This window comes from Pseudomonas sp. BP11-1-1, from assembly GCF_052112105.1.
In the GTDB taxonomy this organism is placed as follows: Bacteria; Pseudomonadota; Gammaproteobacteria; order Pseudomonadales; family Pseudomonadaceae; genus Aquipseudomonas; species Aquipseudomonas alvandae.
This window is the reverse complement of sequence record NZ_JAUTYU010000028.1, coordinates 14,622-31,716: the sequence shown is the minus strand read 5'-3', so window position 1 is coordinate 31,716 and position 17,095 is coordinate 14,622. Positions and strand designations below refer to the sequence as shown.

Sequence of the window (17,095 nt, the reverse complement as noted above, 5' to 3'; positions counted from 1 at the left end):
TTGGATATGGGGTGATCTTAGAGCTGGTTGATCGGAATCTTCAGGTAAGTCACGCCATTGCCCTCGGCCGGCGGCAAGTGTCCCGCTCGCACATTCACTTGGATCGCCGGCAACAGCAGCGTCGGCATCCCCAGGGTCTTGTCGCGCTGGGTCCGCATGGCCACGAACTCGGCTTCATCAATGCCATCGCGCACATGGATATTGCGCTGGCGCTGCTCACCCACCGTACTCATACACTGGGGCTCGCGTCCCTCCGGCGGATAGTCGTGGCACACGTACAGCCGCACGCCGGCAGGGAACGCCAGCAGCTTGCGGATCGAGGCGTAGAGCTGGTGGGCATTGCCGCCGGGGAAGTCACAGCGAGCGGTGCCCACGTCGGGCATGAACAGCGTGTCGCCCACCAGTATCACGTCGCCGTCGATCAGGTAGGCCATGTCTGCCGGGGTGTGGCCAGGCACGTGCAGCGCGGCGGCCTTGAGGTTGCCGATCAGGAAGGATTCATCGGCCGCGAACAGATGGTCGAATTGCGAACCGTCGATGGCGAATTGCGGCTCCAGGTTGAACAGCGTCTTGAACACGTTCTGCACTTGCCCGATGGATTCGCCGATGGCGATCTTGCCGCCCAATTCCCGGCGCAAGTAAGGCGCGGCGGACAGGTGATCGGCATGGGCGTGGGTTTCCAGCAGCCATTGCACCGTCAGTTGATGTTCGCGCACAAAAGCGATCACTCGATCCGCCTGTGCGGTGCCGCTGCGGCCCGAGGCAGGGTCGTAGTCGAGCACCGGGTCGACCACCGCGCATTGCCCGCCATCATGCTCATAAACCACGTAGGTGTAGGTCTTTGAAGCGGGATCGAGAAAGCTTTGAATCTGCGCGGGCATGACGGCGGACCTGTACGGGAAGAAGCGGTTGCTACGCTTGAGGTTTACGACATATGGTCCGCAGCTTAGTGAGGACCAAGGCGTCCTGCAAATGCGATCGCACCTGCCAACAGGTGTGCGCGGCTTGAGAGAACCGGAATGTTACTGGCGAGTTTTTTTGGTGTGGTCATGGGCCTGGTCCTTGGCCTGACGGGCGCGGGCGGCGGGATTCTGGCCGTGCCGGCGTTGGTGTTGGGCCTGGGCTGGAGCATGACCCAGGCTGCTCCGGTGGCTTTGTTTGCGGTGGGCAGCGCGGCGGCGGTCGGCGCCATCGATGGGCTGCGCCATGGCCTGGTGCGTTATCGCGCGGCTTTATTGATTGCCTTGCTAGGCGCTGTGTTCTCGCCGGTGGGCATCTATTTTGCCCACCAGCTTCCGGAAAAAATCCTGATGATCCTGTTCAGCCTGCTGATGGTGCTGGTGGCGGCGCGCATGCTGCGTCGGGAAACCGCGCAGCCCGGTCCCAGCGATCATGGTGCCGCCAGTTGGGGTCAGAAGAATTGCATGCTCGATCGCCAGACTGGTCGCTTGGCCTGGACCGCTCGCTGCACCGCCACGCTGTCGGCATTGGGCGCGGTAACAGGCATGGTTTCGGGCCTGCTGGGCGTGGGCGGGGGGTTCCTGATCGTGCCGGCGTTCAAGCAACTCACCGATGTGCAGATGCGCGGGATCGTCGCCACCTCCTTGATGGTCATCAGCCTTATTTCGTTGATTGGTGTGGTGGGGGCGTTTCATGCCGGAGTGAGCATCGACCGGGTTGGGGCGGTGTTCATGCTGGTGCGGGCGTAGCGAGCGGGTCGGAGCTTTTGTGGCGAGGGGATTTATCCCCGCTCGGCTGCGAAGCAGACGCCAGGCTTGATAATGGATGGGCCTGCTTCGCAGGCCAGCGGGGATAAATCCCCTCGCCACAAGGGATCGTGTGCCACCTAGAGCGCTCGACACTGCATCGAAAACCCCAACGCCATCGACTGCCCTTGCTCCAGCAAACGCAACCCCGGCCGTCCTGGCAGGTGATGGGCATTGACCGGATGACTCACCGGTTCGATGCAGAAAAAATCCAGGCCCACGGGGCAGTACAACAGGAAATAGTCGCTGCCGCTGGCGCGGCATTCCAGTTCATAACCGAGGTCCGGTTGTTGGATCAGGCACTGACCATCCCAGCCACCGAAGCCGTTATCGACGAGGGTGTCCGGCAATAGCTGTGGTTGTTGGAAATCCCAATCGGCGGGGACGTCCGCCAGTTCCGTCGGCAGTTTAGACGCGTCGCACAGCCAGACTTCTCGGGCCCGGGTTTGCAGGCGCGTGCCGGCTGTACGCGGAAAATACGGATGCAATCCCAGCCCGTGCCACGCGGCTTGTTCGGCCATGTGCGTGACATGCAGGGCGATTTGCAATTGGCCGCCGCTCAAGCGGATCCGCAGGCTGGCGCAATAGGCGAACGGTGTTTGGCTGTCGAGTTGCAGCAAGACTTCCTGGGCACTCTGTTCGGCCACTTGCCACGGTTGCTGCCAGGCACTGCCATGGATTGGAAACGGATCGTTGGGGCTGTTGGCTTCCAGGGCGAGCCAGCCGCCCGGGCAATCGAAACCGCCTTGTGCGATTCGGTTGGACCAGGGGATCAGCGGGAAGCAGCCGAGCTTGCCTGGCAGGCCGTTTTCTACAGCGTTCGGCGCGGGCGGGCGCAACAAGGGGGCGCCGTTGCTGCGCAAGGTCCATTCAACGAGGCTGGCGCCCAGGTGCGGGGCCAGGGTGAGGCGGGTCAGTTCGTCTTCGAGGTGGAGGAGAGGTGGTGTCATGGCGGCGTCTGATGGTTGGCAAAGCTGGAGGGGAATACGCCCAAGTGTGGCGAGGGGATTTATCCCCGCTGGGCTGCGAAGCAGCCCTAAAGGCTCCAATCTCGGTGTATCAGACAAATCGAGATGGCTGGTTTTGGGGCCGCTGCGCAGCCCAGCGGGGATAAATCCCCTCGCCACAAGGGGACCTATTGTTTTCTGTTACAACACCAAATGCGGCAGCCACAGGGAAATGGCAGGGATGTAGGTCACCAACATCAGCACCACGAACAGCATGGCGTAGAACGGCAGCAGGGCCTTGACGGTGCTTTCGATGCTGACCTTGCCGATGGCGGAGCCGACGAACAACACCGCACCCACCGGTGGCGTGATCAGGCCGATACCCAGGTTCACCAGCATGATCATGCCGAACTGCACCGGGTCCACGCCGATGCCGACGATCACTGGCATCAGGATCGGCGTGAGGATCAGGATCAGTGGCGCCATGTCCATCACGGTGCCCAGCAGCAGCAACATCACGTTGATGCACATCAGGATCACGTAGCGGTTGTCCGACAGCGTCAGGAATGCGGTGGTGATCTTCGCCGGGATTTCCATCAGCGTCATGATGTAGCCGAAGCTGGCGGCGAAGCCGATCAGGATCATCACGATGGAAATAGTGCGCACCGTCCGGTGCATCAGTTTCGGCAACTCGCTCCACTTGTAGTCGCGATAGATGCACATGGTCACGAAGAACGCCCACACCACGGCGATCGCGGCCGATTCGGTGGCGGTGAACACACCCGAGAGGATGCCGCCCAGGATGATGAACAAGGTCATCATGCCCCACATGGCTTCCTTGCAGATCTTCAATGCTTCTTTGAGCGGAATTACTTCGCCTTTAGGGTAATTGCGCTTTTTCGCGAAGACCAGGCACAGCGCCATCAGGCAGAGGTTCATCATGACGCCGGGGACGATGCCGGCCATGAACAGTGAACCGATCGACACGGTGCCGCCTGCTGCCAGCGAGTACAGCACCGCGTTGTGGCTTGGCGGTGTCAGCAGCGCTTGCACCGAACCACTGACGGTGACGGCGGTGGCGTAATCACGCGGGTAGCCCCGGCGTGTCATTTCCGGGATCAGCACCGAGCCCACCGAAGCGGTGTCGGCCACCGAGGAACCAGAGATCGCGCCAAAGAAACTCGACGCCACGAGGTTGACCAAAGACAGGCCACCGCGTACGAAACCTACCAGCACGCTGGCGAAGGCCACCAAGCGACGGGACATGCCGCCCTCGGCCATGATCGCGCCGGCCAGGACGAAGAACGGAATGGCCAACAGCGAGAACTTGTTCACCCCGCCCGCGACCTGAATCATCATGGCCTGGAACGGAATGTCGATCCACCACGCTCCGATCAGGGCGGCAGCGCCCAGGGCGTAGGCGACCGGCATGCCGATCAGGATCAACAACAAAAAACTGCCCAGCAGAATCAGAGCGTCCATTAAGCGGCACCTTCGTTTTCTTCAACCAAGTCGAACTGCACGACCCGACGCTGGCTTTGATCACCCAGCAAGAGTTTTTCCAAGACGAAAATCAAGGTCAGGAAGCCACCGACCGGGATCGGCATGTACGTGATGCCGACGCGCAGGGTAGGGATGGCGCTTATGAATTGGTTCCAAGTGGTCATGCACAGCTTGGCGCCCCAGACGGTCATGAATATGCACACCGCCGCCATCAATAACTGGGTGAAAATCGACGCCGCGGTTCGCCATTCAGATGGCAAACGGCTGGTGACCATGTCCACGGCCATGTGCGATCCGGAACGGTAGCTGGAGGCAGCACCGATGAAGGTAAATACCATCATCAGCAGGATGGCGGTGGGCTCCGGCCAGCTGGCGCCCGAGCCCAATACGTAGCGGGCAAACACACCCCAGGGAATCATCAGGGAAACTGCCAGGACAGACAGGCCGGCGACCCAGATGCAAGTCATGTAAATCGTGTCGTTGATACGCAGCAGCAAATTCTTCATCGGGTTCCACCGTAACTGGGTGCGCCTTCAACCGCAGGCGCGCCCAGCCTTTTCAAGAGTGCAGATTGAGAGGCCTTACTGGACAGCTTCGATGCGCTTGATCAGGTCGGCATACGGCGCACCGTATTTGGCCCGGACTGGCGCGGTGGCGTCGTAGAAGGGTTTCTTGTCGACCGTGATGAACTCGACGCCGGCGGCCTTGAGTTTTTCCTCACTGGCGGCGGACTTCTTGTCCCACAGCACGCGCTCTTCAGCCTGGGCAGCCTTGGCGGCTTTTTTCACCATGTCCTGCTGTTCGGGCGTGAGCTTGTTCCAAGTGATTTTCGACATCACGATCGGCTCGGGTAGGATCAGGTGACCGGTCAGGCTGTAGTACTTGGCGTTCTGGTAGTGGTTGTGTTCGAGCAGGGTCGGCGGGTTGTTTTCCGCGCCGTCGATCACGCCGGTCTGCAGGGCGCTGAAGATTTCGCCGGTGTCCATGGCGATGCCGTTGGCGCCCATGGCGTTCATCATCTCGATGAACATCGGGTTGCCTTGGACACGGATTTTCATGCCCTTCAGATCTTCGAGCTTGCGCACGGGATTCTTGGTGTAGATGTTGCGCGTACCACCGTCCATCCACGCCAGGGCCACCAGGCCGAACTCCGAGTTGGTGATCCGGTCCAGGATCGCATCGCCGACTTCACCGTCGATGACAGCGCGCATGTGCGCCTGGTCGCGGAAGATGAACGGCATGTTGAACACGTTCACGTCAGGCACCACAGGACCGACGATGCCCAGGCTGACGCGGGACATCTGGATCGCGCCGGCTTGCATCTGCTCGATGACTTCTTTTTCAGAACCCAGTACGCCACCGGGGAAGTACTTGAACTTAAGTTCGCCCTTGCTTTCGGCTTCCAAGGCTTTACCCATGGATTCCTCGGCGACCACGGTCGGGTAGCCCTTGGGGTGGATGTCGGCGATCTTGATATCGAGGGCGTGTGCCGCCTGGGCCAGGAAGGCCAGGGGCAGGGCTGCGATCAGAAGTGTGCGTTTGAAATTCATGCTCAATCTCCAGTCTTGTTGTTTTTTTTATGGCTCATTCAGTGAAGCGGTGAAGCAGATCAGTTCGCGGAGTGTTTCCGTCCTCCGAAAGCAGGTTCAGCCAGGCCCTTGACGCCGGGGTTGAGCGCGAACACGCCACCGGCCAGGGACTGCGGATCGTTGTCGTCACCCGGACGAATCGTGGTCACAAACAGGGTGTCCATCTGGCTGCCGCCAAAGGCGCACATGGTCGGTTTTTTCACCGGTACTTCCAGGGAGCGGTCGAGACGTCCGTCCGGGGTAAAACGGTAAATCAGCCCGGCGTCGTTGGCGCAGATCCAATAGCAACCGTCGGCGTCCACCGCCGCGCCGTCCGGACGACCGGCCAGGGGCATCATGTCGACGAACAGCCGCCGGTTGGACGGGGTGCCGCTGTCGATGTCGTAGTCGAAGGCCCAGATCTGCTGGATCAGCGGGTGCGAATCAGAGAGGTACATCGTCCTTCCGTCCGGGCTGAAGCCCAGGCCATTGGGCACGATGAAGCCGCTCAGTTGCGCCGCGACCGGGCTGCGTTGCCCGGCCTCATGACGGTACATCCGGCCTTCGTCGGCGTTGGCGCCCATGTTCAGCACCATGCTGCCGGCCCAGAACCGGCCCTGGCGATCGCAACGGCCATCGTTGAGGCGCATGTCGGTGCGACTGTGCTCGACGCTGGCGCAGAGTTCACTGTCCAGGCTGCCGTCGTCATGGGGGTGCAGGCGGAAGAAACCGCTCTCCATGCCCGCGACCCAACCGCCGTCCTGGTGACGGGCGATACAGGCGAGCATTTCGGGCGCTTCCCAGCCCTGGATTTTTCCGCTGCTGGCATTCCAGCGTTGCAGGCCCCCGCTGGGGATGTTCACCCAATACAGGGCGTTTTCCTCGGGGACCCACACCGGGCTTTCCCCGACGGCGTTGCGTGCGTCGACAATCAATTCGGCTTGCATGGTGATTCCTTGGTTCGTTCGTATCCCATGAACAACAGGCGAATCAGTCGTCGAACGGGCCGGCCGCCACAAAGGCGCCACCCTGGTAGATCATGGCCGGGTCATCGGCGGCCGGCATTGGCTGCGCCTCGACCTTGGCGCGGAAGACTTCCGACGTGTCCTTGGGCTTGTAGCCCAGGTGCGCGGCGTGGCTGTTGTCCCACCAGACATCACGGTTGGCGGAGACGCCGTAGACGATGGTGTGGCCGACTTTCGGGGTGTAGAGCGAGCATTCGATCAGTTGAGTGAGATCGTCGAAGCTCAGCCAGGTGCTCATCATCCGGCGGTTCTGCGGTTCAGGGAACGACGAACCGATGCGGATGCTCACGGTCTCGATGCCGTAGCGATCGAAATAGAAATTGGCGACGTCTTCGCCGTAGGACTTGGACAGGCCGTAGTTGCCATCCGGACGACGAAGGCAATGGGCGTCGAGGGTTTCGTCCTGTTTGTAGAAACCGATGACGTGGTTGGAGCTGGCGAAGATCACGCGTTTGACGCCGTGCTTGCGCGCGGCTTCGTAGATGTGGAACACGCCGCTGATGTTGGGCCCGAGAATTTCTTCGAATGGACGTTCAACCGATACCCCGCCGAAATGCAGGATGGCATCGACACCTTCCACCAGTTGATGCACGGCCTGCTTATCAGCCAGGTCGCACGGCACCACTTCCTCGCTTTCGTCGATGGCCGGCGCCATGTTCGCGATGTCCGACAGGCGAATGTGACGGGCATAAGGCTTGAGGCGTTCGCGCAAGACTTTGCCAAGGCCGCCGGCGGCGCCGGTCAAGAGCAGGCGATTGAAGGGATGGCGAATCTGTGTCGTGGTCATGGCATTACCTGAGCAAACAGTGAGAGGTACAGTTGTTATAAGTTGTCGTACGACCGAGAGGGAATATCCTTATCCTTCCGCTACCTTGTCAACGTTTGATCGACGAACCGCTCTAGGTCGGCATCCTTGCCGGGCTCGCCATGGCGCTGGCAGGCGCACATGGCAAGGGTTCCATGGGGTGTTACAGGAGCGAGATCGGATAGCTGATGAAGATGCGGTTCTCGTCGAATTCGTTGGTGCTGAAGTCGCGACGAATCGATGCGTTACGCCACTTCACGTTCAGGCTCTTCAGCGCACCGCTCTGCACGGTGTAGGCCAGTTCGGTTTCACGGCCCCATTCCTTGCCGTCATCGACGGTGGCGGTGTGCACGTTGTCACCGCTGATGTAGCGGTTCATCAGGGTCAGGCCCGGCACGCCGACAGCAGCGAAGTTGAAGTCATGGCGCACTTGCCAGGATTTTTCCTTGGCGTTGTCGTAGCTGGAGTTGTAGCTATCGTTCGCCAGGGTGCCGCCGCTGGTGCCGTTGACGCGCATCCAGGCATCATCGCCGCCGACTTTCTGCAGGCCGACGTAGAAGGTGTTGCCGCCGTATTTGGCGGAAAGCATGGCGAACGCGGTTTTGTTGTCGAGGTCGCCGGCCAGCGCGCTGCCGTCTTCCTTGCCGGTGAAGTAACCAAGGTTGGCGCCCAGGGTCCAGTCGCCGATCGGCTGGCTGTGGGTCAGGTTGAAATACTGCTGCTGGTAGATGTCGGACAGTTCTGCGTACCAGACGCCGACCTGGGTGCGTTTTTCGTTGAAGGCGTATTCACCGCCGCCGAAGTTGAAACGGTCGGAGGTGAAGGCACCACGGCCGTTCATCGACATGTCTTCCATGCTCGCGTCGTTGCGCGGGCTGTTGGCGCGGAACTGGCCGCCGTAGAGGCTCAGGCCGTTGATTTCGGTCGAAGTGACCTGGCCGCCACGGAAAGTCTGGGGCAGGGAACGACCGTCGTCGGAGCGCAGGATCGGCAGCACCGGCATCCACTCGCCGACCTTCAGTTCGGTCTTCGAGACCTTGGCCTTCAGGGCGACGCCCAGGCGACCGAAGTCATCGGCGGGGCGGCCATCGTCGTGCACCGGCAACAACTGGGTGCCCGTCGTGCCTCGACCACCGTCGAGCTTGATCGAGTAGGTCCCCAGCACGTCCACGCCGAAACCGACCACGCCTTGGGTGAAGCCGGACTTCGCGTCGAGGATGAAGCTCTGGGTCCATTCTTCGGCTTTGCCTTGGGCGGCGTTGTCGTTGGTGAAGTTGCGGTTGAAGTAGGCGTTGCGCAGGTTCAGCGTGGCCTTGGCATCATCGACGAAGCCTGCGGCACTGGCCGTCAACGGCAGGAATGCCGCCAGGCTGGTGCAGCCGAGCAAGGTCAATACAGGTGTGGAACGGAGAAGGGTACGGCGGCTGGAACGGGTATTGGACGGAAAACGGGCACGTGTGCTCACTCTGGCGCTCCTACTTTTTGTTGTTTTTATTTGTCATACGTCGTCGTACAACATGGCGGAGATTATTTGTTGGTCGTTGTCCGTTGTCAACTGGCCATTATCGGAATTATCCAAGTCGAGAGTGCTTCAAAATGAGGCGTGTCAATGGCTGTCGAACTGCAGAGTCCAGATCGAGGCCCGTTGCGCTGCGCCATTCGCGTGTTGGCAAATGGCGGGGGGCAGGGCTAGGTTGTGCGATGACCGGTCTAAGACATTAGTCGAATGGTTGGGATGGACAATGTCCCTCGCCACGAATCCCCTCGGTGTTCTTTCTATAGTAGGCGGATGCTAGTCTTGGCCAACGCTGTCGCCAGGGAGCCCTCATGGGCAATCACAAGATCGAGATTCGTCGCAGTAACGTCGAAAAAATTCTGTTGGCCGCCGAGAAGGTCTTCGCCGAAAAGGGCTTCGGCAGTACCGCCATGGCGGACATCGCCGCTGAAGCGCAATTGCCACGGTCCAATCTGCACTACTACTTCAGCACCAAGAACGAGTTGTACAGCGCCGTGCTGTTCGACTTGCTGGATGTCTGGAAGCAGGACGCCTTGTGCTTCGAGATGTTCGACGACCCACGTGTCGTGCTCAGCAGCTACATCCGCGCCAAGATGAACCACTCCCGCAGTCGGCCCTATGGCTCGAAGATCTGGGCCAACGAAGTGATCCACGGTGCGCCGGCCCTGGGGCAAGCGCTGGATGCGAGCCTCTACGACTGGGCCAAGATGAAGGAAGCGAAGATCCGCCAGTGGGTGGAAGACAAACGCATCCTGCCGGTGGAACCGTCCAGCCTGCTTTACATGATCTGGGCCTCGACCCAGCACTACGCCGACTTCGACCATCAGATCAACATCCTCAACGACCACCAGCCGCTGTCCGACATGCAATTCGAACGGGCGGTGCAGACGGTCACCAGCGTGATCTTGCGGGGGATAGGGTTGCAGCCTTGAGGGCTTTGTCATTGACTGTCGAGCGGGGTCAACCTCAACCACGGAGGCTCTCGATATGGACCTGGCCGAGCAATACCGCAACTACATCGCCTGCCTGAACGCTCGTCGCTGGCAGGACCTGGGCAGCTTCGTCGACGACAACGTGCAATACAACGGCAAACCGGTGGGGCTGGCAGGCTATCGGGCGATGCTGGAAAACGATGTGAGCACCATCACCGACTTGCGTTTCAATATCGACCTGCTGGTCGTCGAACCGCCGAATGTCGCGAGTCGCTTGCTGTTCGATTGCTCGCCCCGAGGACGATTCCTGGGGCTGGAGACCCACGGCCGGCGGATTCGATTTTCCGAGAACGTGTTTTATACCTTCGAAGGCGGAAAAATCGTTCGGGTGTGGTCGGTGATCGACAAGGCAGCGGTGGAGGCTGCGCTGCAACGCGAAGGCCCTTCAGAAGAAGGGCCTTGAGCGAAAAACATGTGGGAGCGAGCCTGCTCGCGAAGGCTGTGTGGTCGTTAGCGCAGGTGCTAACGGGTCGATTGCTTTCGCGAGCAGGCTCGCTCCCACAGTTGAAGTCAGCTACCGAGCTTCATTCCTTGAGGAACGTCAGCAGGTCCTGGTTGAGGCGATCCTTGTGCGTCTCGGTCAGGCCGTGCGGCGCGCCAGGGTAGACGATCAATCGAGCGCCCTTGATCAAGGCTGCCGAGGCCCGGCCCGCGGCGTCGATGGGCACGATCTGGTCGTCGTCGCCGTGAATCACCAGCGTCGGCACGTCGAACTTCTTCAGGTCGCCGCGGAAGTCGGTCGCCGAGAACGCCGCGATCGAGTCATAGGTGTTCTTGGCGCCGCCCTGCATGCCTTGCGCCCAGAACGACTGGATCAAGCCCTGGGACGGCTTGGCGCCCTTGCGGTTGTAGCCGTAGAACGGGCCGGAAGCGATGTCCAGGTACAGTTGCGAACGGTTTTCCTCAGAGGCTTTGCGTAATCCGTCGAACACCGCAATCGGCAAGCCGCCAGGGTTGGTGTCGGTCTTGAGCATCAGCGGCGGGACCGAGGACACCAGCACGGCTTTCTTGACCCGGCTGGTGCCGTGGCGACCGATATAGCGAGCCACTTCGCCGCCCCCTGTCGAGAAACCGACCAAGGTCACGTCCTTCAGGTCCAGCGCCTCGATGACCGCCGCCAGGTCGTCGGCGTAGTGATCCATGTCGTTGCCTTCCCACGGCTGGCTGGAACGGCCATGACCGCGACGGTCGTGGGCAATGACGCGATAGCCCTTGGAGGCGAGGAACATCATCTGTCCTTCCCAGCTGTCGGAGTCCAGCGGCCAGCCGTGGCTGAAGGTGACGACCTGACCGTTGCGCGGGCCCCAATCCTTGTAATAGAGCTGCACGCCATCCTTGGTGGTGATGTAGCTGGCGGACTGCACAACGCTGCCGACCGCGGTGGCGCTGGCGCCGGCCTGGACGGGGGTAGCGGCTTCTGCGCCGAGGGTGGCCAAGGCCAGGATGGCGACAGCGAAGGTGCGGTTGAATGTGTTCATCGTTTCTCTCTCCATAAGGGACGGTTTGATCTGTCGGGATCGTTGTCGATCGCGTTGGTGGGCAGATTAGAGAGAGCGAAGCGCAACGAGAACGGCGCTGGCATCGATAACAACTATAGGGATATCGGATACCAGCGTTTTTGATCGTGGCGAAGCTTGCCCCCGTTCGGCCCTGTAGGAGCTGGCGAAGCCTGCGATCTTTGTAGATCTTTCGCTTGAACAATCAACCAAACGACGGCATAGGCCCCAGCGAGTTGAGGATCCAGGTGACCGCAGCGACGGCAACGAGCACCGCTGCCAGCAAACCGATGAACAGCCACTTGACGACTTTCAGCCACTTCGGCGGACCGGCGCTCGGGGCGAAGGTTTCCACCGCGTGACTCATGGCTTCGGCGCAAAAGGGGCACTCGCCGTTGTCCTCGAGAATCAGGGTGCCGCAGTGATCACAATTCTTCATGTCGTACCAAGGCTCGGAAACGTTTGTCCAGCGGCGAACCGTCGCCGCACCTGATGCTCAGTATTTATAGACGATGCCCAGCCTGCCCATGATTTCCATGGCATTGACCAGGCCCAAGCCGTTCATGGGCAGGCAGGCAAACGCCTGGCACTCGTCGAAATGCGTGCCGATGGCCAGCAGCTTCAAATCGTGGGTTTCCAGTCGCGCATTGAAATACTGCAGCAGCGCCCGTTCCCAATCGTTGGCGCGATTGACCGCGTCCACGGTTTTGCTGTCAGGCGTGGGGACTTTGATGCCCAGTTCCCGCAGCGGGGCGAGGGCATTGATGGCGTGGACGCCTGACAGCGCCCACTCCTTCCATTCGAACTCAGCCAACCGATGGGCGTCGGCCAGTGCCGATCGCAGTTGCGTCCAGGCCCAGTCCCACTGACCGTTGGGGGCGGGCATGTTTTCGATCAGCGCTTGGGCAAGCGCCTCGTCGAACAGGCAATCGAACAGGTCTGCCAGCGTGTCGGCCGGATCCGGTCCAGGCCCCTGATCCTGGGTGTCCAGGTCATGGCTCAAACGCTGCCAAAGACTGGCCAGTTCCGTCCAGTCGTCTTCATCCATGTCGTCATCGATCACCTGCGCCTTATGGCCGCGGTGATAGTTGTCCAGCCGCGTCTTGTGAACCTGGACAGCGCCCTCGGCGACGCTCACTTCGTAGCTGCTGTGGTCCAGGTAGCTGGTCTGGAAGACGATGCGGTCAGCAAAGAGGTCATGCACGAGGCTTTCCTCGGCATCGAAATAAGCCGCGCCTTCGAGCGTGCCGTGGGCGGTGATGATGCGTTGCAGCGACAGGGGATCGATGGCGTTCAGGGGCATTTATTTCACGCTCTGTACATGCATGTCGATGGAAGTCCCGTCGTGCTTGTCGGTACTGGCGTGGTAGAAGAACCCGTAGTCGACCAAATAGTAATAATGATTGGCGGGAAGGAGTCTTTTACTCGGAAGCTGTTCCTGGCAACTCATGGCCTTGGCCTGGCCGCTCAGGGCCGGGTTCAGCTGCTTGGCCGGCAATTCGCGGTCGATGCGACAGTCGAAGACTCTCGGCTCCGTACCCAAAGTACCGATGAGGCTGCTGGTGTTACTGCCTTGTCGGGTGTAACCCAGTTCGCTGCCGACCGGCATGTGTCGCCAATCGCCACGAAAGCTCAAGCTGTCGATGACCACGGTGTTTCTCGACATCGTGGCCTGTTCCACGCCGGAAAGCATCAACAGGCCACGCCAGGTGATCTTGCGACCGTTGAGGTGTTCGCTTTTGTGAATGAAGCGCAACTGACGGGTGTCCGGGTCAGTGGACAGAAAGTATTCGGTACGTTCCGGCCTGCTTTCCTTGGGGAAGTTGACGGTGCCGGCCAGTTCCACGTAGGTCAGCGTCTTGATCGGCGCGGGCATGTCGAGTTGCTCGATGGTTTTCAAGACGTCCGGGTTGATGACCGGGTTACCATCGGCCCTCATCGGTACGGTGCGGAACTTGAACGTCGGCGTATTGACAGGTTTTGTCTGCGTTTGTTGGCTGGCGCAAGCGGCCAATGCCAGGAAGGTGATACCAAGGATAAGACGTTGCACGGGTGACTCCGATAAGTCCATTTTGAGGGAGGCTGGCAGGTCGTTGACGATCTATCGCAGGCGAGTTACTGCTCAGTGGAAACGGTCAAGTCCGGATCGGCTTCAGCCGCCATCTTCAATCGATCCGCTTTGCTGATGTACTTGTCCTTGCTCTTGGGGGCCAGTTTGGCGCTGGCCTTCTTTGCGTTGGCCTTGAGCAGCTGGTTGATTTTTTTGCGGCGGTTCATGTCGTTCCACTTGGGTTTGAGAGGCAGACGCGATTTAACGCTCGGTTGCCGGCATTTTCAAGAAACGCTGTTCATGATCCGCATTCGGCAGCAGGCAAACGTCGTATTTGCCAAACAGTCGATAACGATTCAGCGCAATGTGATCGTAGACCCAGTCTCGAAGTGCGCGCGGCAAGAGGCGCAATACATTCACCGCGTGCCAGCGACCGGGCAATTGCGAAACCACTTCGAAAAACGCGTCCGAGCGCTCCCACAGTTGCTGGTCGCGGATCACCGCCATGGTATCGAACTGGTCCACTGGCAAACCCGCCCATGCGAGCAAGGCCTGGCCTTCAGGCGATTGCACCGCCGCCAGCCGCACCCGTCGCTGCCGATCATGGCGTATCAGGAACTTCGCCCAGCCGTTGCAAAGCTTGCACACGCCGTCGAACAGGACCACCGTTTCGCCTGGCTTGAGCAGCGGCGCGGGGGAAGGTCGGGTTCTTGAGGCTGGCATACGAGTGGTCCTGGGACTTGGTTAGGTTGGGATCATACAGACTGTCAGGGTGTGTTTGCCTTCTGAAGGCTACCGCCGTGGGCAATTTGAGTGCGGGAGACAGGAAGCGAGTAACTGCTGTGTTACGTTCTGTATCATTGTCTGATGGTATTCCGCATGCCAGAAAATCGCACCCTCTTCCATACCGCTCTAATCTGCCGCTTTCCAATCCCTTCAGCTCATTTGGCCGATTTTTTGCAGTCCTCAAGTAGCGATTCCCTTGAGACTCACCCCAATGATCCGGCCCTCGTCACGCTTTGATAACGCCCATGGTCGCCACCTGTTCCCTGCAGGTGGTTCGGCTCGCGCGTTGCCAAGTGGCGCCATGAAGGTCTTTCTTCGTCGGTCCGTCTCGCCATCTCCCGTTGTTCTCCAACGACTTCCGGCTTGCGTTGCCGCCAAGCAGAACGGTTTCTGGCAAATAGTCAGCTGACCCTTTCCCGTGCGTTTGACGCGTCCTGTGCCATGCCTGCTCCAGCGGGCGTGCCGCCTGTCTTTATCCGCTGAGCCGTTGGCAAGCTGTTGTTGCGCTTGCCGGGGAAGCTGCACCCGGAAGAACGTTGATGAACACTGAAACCGCAATCCTGCTGGTCGATCTACAAAAAGAAGATCAATTCGCGCTCCCGCGATTTGAGCAAGTGATCAAGAACGCCGCATCGGTCATCGATGCCGCTCGTAGCCTGAACATTCCGTTGTTCTACACGCGGCATATCAATGATGCCCATGGCCGCGACTTGATGCTGGGTGAGCCGGTCGATGAACTGGGCCGGCCCACCACCTATCTGGCGGGCACCGCCGCTGTGGAGATTCTCGATGAGCTTGCGCCCCAGGCGGGCGATGTCGTGATCGACAAGCATCGCTACAGCGCTTTCCATGGCACTCGGCTGGCCCAGATGCTCGGCCGCAGGGGCATCAAGCACTTGGTGGTCATGGGCGTGCTGACCGATGTGTGCGTCATGACCAGCGTGTTCGACGCGTATCAGCGCGACTTCCAAGTCACTGTCGTGGCCGACGCCTGCACGGCGACCACCGCTGCCGCCCACTACTCGTCGTTGCTGATTCTTTCCAACTGGATCTACGGGCTGGAGATTTTCTCTGCGCAGCAGTTGCTGCGACGTTGGCAAAACCAGCCAGCGGTCTCGCTCCGCACCGCGACGCCCGACCATCTCGCCTTCCTGCCAGAAGCGTTCGTAGAAGCCATCGAGCATCTCGAAAGCCGTCTCGTCAACGATCGCTAATCGGAGAGAACAATCATGAAAGTTGAAAACAGAAGCATTGATTTCATCCCCGAAGACGAACGCTATGGCGAGCCTCGCTCGTTGTTCTTCGTATGGTTTGGCGCCAACGCCAACATCACCACGGTCGCCGCCGGCGTATTGCCGATCAGCCTGGGCCTCAATCTGTTCTGGAGCGTGCTCTCGATCCTTGTCGGTTCCATGATCGGCGCGGTCTTCATGGCCTCGCATTCCGCGCAAGGGCCGCGGTTGGGCATTCCGCAGATGATCCAGAGTCGCGCGCAATTCGGGGTGTTTGGCGCCATTGTCCCGCTGTTGTTCGTGATGTTGATCTACCTGGGCTTTTTCGTCAGCAACACGCTGTTGGCGGCCCAGGCCGTTGCGACGGCAAGCCCGTTCAGCAACGAAGTGAACATCATCCTGCTCGGCGTGGTGTGCTTCCTGGTGGCCTTGGTCGGCTACCGGTTCATCCATCGTTTCCAGAAGATCCTTTCGCTGGTGTCCATCGCGGTCTTCGGTTTCGCCACCGTCCTGTCCCTTGCGTTGCCCATCGAACCCGGACAGTGGACACCGCAAGGGTTCAGCCTGGTGAGTTTCCTGGCCTCGGTGAGCATTTCGGTGACTTGGCAACTGTCCTATGCGCCTTACGTTGCCGATTACTCGCGTTACCTACCAACCCGCACGTCCACCCGCCAGGTGTTTTGGTACAGTTATTTGGGAACGGTCATCGGCGGCAGCTGGATGATGGTGCTGGGCGCAATGCTGGCCAAGGGCGTGGCCGGGTTCTCGGATAATGTTGGCTTGAACCTGGTCGGGCTCATGGGGGGAGGGACGTTGTTGATGTTCGGCTTCGTGCTGTACGGGCAGGTCGCGATCAACGTGTTCAACCTGTACGGCGCGTTCATGTCGACCGTGACGGTGGTCGAGCCCTATGCGCAACTCAAGGTCACGCCGCTTGTACGCGCGGGGTTCATGTTGGTCATCTGCGCCGCCGCGACCGGTTTGTGCACGCTGGCCCAGAATGACTTTTTGCAGTTCTTCCTGAACTTCATCTTCTTCATGAGCTACTTCCTGATCCCGTGGACGGCGATCAACCTCGTGGACTACTACGCCTTGCGCAAAGGTGTCTATCGGATCGCGGACATCTTCGAACCGGACGGTATCTATGGTCGGGTGAACTGGATCGCGGTCAGTGTATTCCTGATCACCATCGTGCTTGAAATCCCGTTCATGAGTACCTCGTTGTACACCGGTCCGGTTGCCAGTGCCTTGCAAGGGATCGATCTTGCCTGGGTCGTCGGCTTGCTGATTCCCGCCGGTGCCTATTACGGCTTGATGAGCCGCTATAGATGCGCAGTGACAGCGCCTGTCGAGACTTGACGGCGAGCGATGATGCCTGGGGAGTCGAACGGATCGATCGCCCAAGGCAG

General features: G+C 60.0%; 18 protein-coding genes and 1 pseudogene. 5 read left to right on the top strand and 14 right to left on the bottom strand.

Annotated features, from left to right (window positions below; genetic code table 11):
* Nucleotides 1-17: 17 nt before the first annotated feature.
* Nucleotides 18-881, bottom strand: a complete 864-nt coding sequence (locus Q7C33_RS27650; RefSeq protein ID WP_407684488.1) for an MBL fold metallo-hydrolase — start codon at nucleotides 879-881, stop codon at nucleotides 18-20.
* A gap of 138 nt (nucleotides 882-1,019) precedes the next feature.
* On the opposite strand from Q7C33_RS27650, the pseudogene Q7C33_RS27645 reads away from it, so the two are divergent.
* Nucleotides 1,020-1,697: pseudogene (locus Q7C33_RS27645) on the top strand (sulfite exporter TauE/SafE family protein); the annotation flags it as partial.
* Between the two features lie 149 nt (nucleotides 1,698-1,846).
* Here the strand turns inward: Q7C33_RS27645 and Q7C33_RS27640 are convergent.
* The 7 genes from Q7C33_RS27640 to Q7C33_RS27610 form a co-directional block, all read right to left on the bottom strand.
* Complete coding sequence (locus Q7C33_RS27640; RefSeq protein WP_407684487.1) at nucleotides 1,847-2,716, bottom strand: aldose 1-epimerase; 870 nt, start codon at nucleotides 2,714-2,716, stop codon at nucleotides 1,847-1,849.
* Nucleotides 2,717-2,914: 198 nt separating this feature from the next.
* Nucleotides 2,915-4,195 (bottom strand): TRAP transporter large permease, encoded by a 1,281-nt coding sequence (locus Q7C33_RS27635; RefSeq protein WP_249875269.1) that lies wholly within the window; start codon nucleotides 4,193-4,195, stop codon nucleotides 2,915-2,917.
* Nucleotides 4,195-4,722, bottom strand: coding sequence for a TRAP transporter small permease (locus Q7C33_RS27630; RefSeq protein WP_198797978.1), 528 nt, complete (start codon nucleotides 4,720-4,722; stop codon nucleotides 4,195-4,197). Before Q7C33_RS27630 ends, Q7C33_RS27635 begins: the two co-directional genes overlap by 1 nt.
* Before the next feature lie 75 nt (nucleotides 4,723-4,797).
* Nucleotides 4,798-5,766 carry a TRAP transporter substrate-binding protein gene (locus Q7C33_RS27625; RefSeq protein WP_407684486.1) on the bottom strand — a complete coding sequence of 323 codons (969 nt, stop codon included), beginning with the start codon at nucleotides 5,764-5,766 and terminating at the stop codon, nucleotides 4,798-4,800.
* A gap of 59 nt (nucleotides 5,767-5,825) precedes the next feature.
* Nucleotides 5,826-6,731: an SMP-30/gluconolactonase/LRE family protein gene (locus Q7C33_RS27620; RefSeq protein WP_407684485.1), complete on the bottom strand. Its 906-nt coding sequence runs from the start codon at nucleotides 6,729-6,731 to the stop codon at nucleotides 5,826-5,828.
* A 43-nt stretch (nucleotides 6,732-6,774) separates the two neighbouring features.
* Entirely contained in the window at nucleotides 6,775-7,596 is an 822-nt protein-coding gene (locus tag Q7C33_RS27615) for an NAD-dependent epimerase/dehydratase family protein (RefSeq protein WP_030141245.1), read from the bottom strand.
* A 181-nt stretch (nucleotides 7,597-7,777) separates the two neighbouring features.
* The gene (locus Q7C33_RS27610; protein WP_407684496.1) at nucleotides 7,778-9,007 is read right to left on the bottom strand and encodes an OprD family porin; all 1,230 of its coding nucleotides are present in this window, start codon (nucleotides 9,005-9,007) and stop codon (nucleotides 7,778-7,780) included.
* A gap of 434 nt (nucleotides 9,008-9,441) precedes the next feature.
* On the opposite strand from Q7C33_RS27610, the gene Q7C33_RS27605 reads away from it, so the two are divergent.
* Nucleotides 9,442-10,062 (top strand): TetR/AcrR family transcriptional regulator, encoded by a 621-nt coding sequence (locus tag Q7C33_RS27605; RefSeq protein WP_258650507.1) that lies wholly within the window; start codon nucleotides 9,442-9,444, stop codon nucleotides 10,060-10,062.
* A 55-nt stretch (nucleotides 10,063-10,117) separates the two neighbouring features.
* Nucleotides 10,118-10,525: an ester cyclase gene (locus tag Q7C33_RS27600; protein WP_323155492.1), complete on the top strand. Its 408-nt coding sequence runs from the start codon at nucleotides 10,118-10,120 to the stop codon at nucleotides 10,523-10,525.
* A gap of 121 nt (nucleotides 10,526-10,646) precedes the next feature.
* Here Q7C33_RS27600 and Q7C33_RS27595 read toward each other — a convergent pair whose 3' ends face one another.
* From Q7C33_RS27595 to Q7C33_RS27570, 6 genes are all read right to left on the bottom strand, one after another.
* Nucleotides 10,647-11,600: an alpha/beta fold hydrolase gene (locus tag Q7C33_RS27595; protein ID WP_407684484.1), complete on the bottom strand. Its 954-nt coding sequence runs from the start codon at nucleotides 11,598-11,600 to the stop codon at nucleotides 10,647-10,649.
* Between the two features lie 223 nt (nucleotides 11,601-11,823).
* The gene (locus tag Q7C33_RS27590; protein WP_030142279.1) at nucleotides 11,824-12,057 is read right to left on the bottom strand and encodes a hypothetical protein; all 234 of its coding nucleotides are present in this window, start codon (nucleotides 12,055-12,057) and stop codon (nucleotides 11,824-11,826) included.
* A 57-nt stretch (nucleotides 12,058-12,114) separates the two neighbouring features.
* Nucleotides 12,115-12,921, bottom strand: coding sequence for a DUF6630 family protein (locus Q7C33_RS27585; protein ID WP_334597388.1), 807 nt, complete (start codon nucleotides 12,919-12,921; stop codon nucleotides 12,115-12,117).
* Nucleotides 12,922-13,668, bottom strand: a complete 747-nt coding sequence (locus Q7C33_RS27580; RefSeq protein ID WP_187293356.1) for a hypothetical protein — start codon at nucleotides 13,666-13,668, stop codon at nucleotides 12,922-12,924.
* A gap of 65 nt (nucleotides 13,669-13,733) precedes the next feature.
* On the bottom strand, nucleotides 13,734-13,895 hold the full coding sequence (locus Q7C33_RS27575; protein ID WP_080628626.1) for a DUF2986 domain-containing protein: 162 nt from the start codon (nucleotides 13,893-13,895) through the stop codon (nucleotides 13,734-13,736).
* 34 nt (nucleotides 13,896-13,929) lie between these two features.
* Nucleotides 13,930-14,391 carry a thiol-disulfide oxidoreductase DCC family protein gene (locus Q7C33_RS27570; protein WP_030142276.1) on the bottom strand — a complete coding sequence of 154 codons (462 nt, stop codon included), beginning with the start codon at nucleotides 14,389-14,391 and terminating at the stop codon, nucleotides 13,930-13,932.
* Between the two features lie 602 nt (nucleotides 14,392-14,993).
* On the opposite strand from Q7C33_RS27570, the gene Q7C33_RS27565 reads away from it, so the two are divergent.
* Both Q7C33_RS27565 and Q7C33_RS27560 read left to right on the top strand, forming a co-directional pair.
* The gene (locus Q7C33_RS27565; RefSeq protein WP_323155489.1) at nucleotides 14,994-15,668 is read left to right on the top strand and encodes a cysteine hydrolase family protein; all 675 of its coding nucleotides are present in this window, start codon (nucleotides 14,994-14,996) and stop codon (nucleotides 15,666-15,668) included.
* A gap of 15 nt (nucleotides 15,669-15,683) precedes the next feature.
* Nucleotides 15,684-17,045 (top strand): purine-cytosine permease family protein, encoded by a 1,362-nt coding sequence (locus Q7C33_RS27560; RefSeq protein ID WP_030142273.1) that lies wholly within the window; start codon nucleotides 15,684-15,686, stop codon nucleotides 17,043-17,045.
* The last annotated feature ends 50 nt before the right edge of the window (nucleotides 17,046-17,095 follow it).

Bases quoted from the DNA above. Each gene is read 5' to 3' on its own strand.
- Q7C33_RS27650 (WP_407684488.1), bottom strand. From the start codon at position 881: ATGCCCGCGCAGATTCAAAGCTTTCTCGATCCCGCTTCAAAGACCTAC.
- Q7C33_RS27625 (WP_407684486.1), bottom strand. From the start codon at position 5,766: ATGAATTTCAAACGCACACTTCTGATCGCAGCCCTGCCCCTGGCCTTC.
- Q7C33_RS27635 (WP_249875269.1), bottom strand. From the start codon at position 4,195: ATGGACGCTCTGATTCTGCTGGGCAGTTTTTTGTTGTTGATCCTGATC.
- Q7C33_RS27565 (WP_323155489.1), top strand. From the start codon at position 14,994: ATGAACACTGAAACCGCAATCCTGCTGGTCGATCTACAAAAAGAAGAT.
- Q7C33_RS27605 (WP_258650507.1), top strand. From the start codon at position 9,442: ATGGGCAATCACAAGATCGAGATTCGTCGCAGTAACGTCGAAAAAATT.
- Q7C33_RS27560 (WP_030142273.1), top strand. From the start codon at position 15,684: ATGAAAGTTGAAAACAGAAGCATTGATTTCATCCCCGAAGACGAACGC.
- Q7C33_RS27630 (WP_198797978.1), bottom strand. From the start codon at position 4,722: ATGAAGAATTTGCTGCTGCGTATCAACGACACGATTTACATGACTTGC.
- Q7C33_RS27585 (WP_334597388.1), bottom strand. From the start codon at position 12,921: ATGCCCCTGAACGCCATCGATCCCCTGTCGCTGCAACGCATCATCACC.
- Q7C33_RS27620 (WP_407684485.1), bottom strand. From the start codon at position 6,731: ATGCAAGCCGAATTGATTGTCGACGCACGCAACGCCGTCGGGGAAAGC.
- Q7C33_RS27575 (WP_080628626.1), bottom strand. From the start codon at position 13,895: ATGAACCGCCGCAAAAAAATCAACCAGCTGCTCAAGGCCAACGCAAAG.
- Q7C33_RS27570 (WP_030142276.1), bottom strand. From the start codon at position 14,391: ATGCCAGCCTCAAGAACCCGACCTTCCCCCGCGCCGCTGCTCAAGCCA.
- Q7C33_RS27595 (WP_407684484.1), bottom strand. From the start codon at position 11,600: ATGAACACATTCAACCGCACCTTCGCTGTCGCCATCCTGGCCTTGGCC.
- Q7C33_RS27640 (WP_407684487.1), bottom strand. From the start codon at position 2,716: ATGACACCACCTCTCCTCCACCTCGAAGACGAACTGACCCGCCTCACC.
- Q7C33_RS27590 (WP_030142279.1), bottom strand. From the start codon at position 12,057: ATGAAGAATTGTGATCACTGCGGCACCCTGATTCTCGAGGACAACGGC.
- Q7C33_RS27615 (WP_030141245.1), bottom strand. From the start codon at position 7,596: ATGACCACGACACAGATTCGCCATCCCTTCAATCGCCTGCTCTTGACC.
- Q7C33_RS27600 (WP_323155492.1), top strand. From the start codon at position 10,118: ATGGACCTGGCCGAGCAATACCGCAACTACATCGCCTGCCTGAACGCT.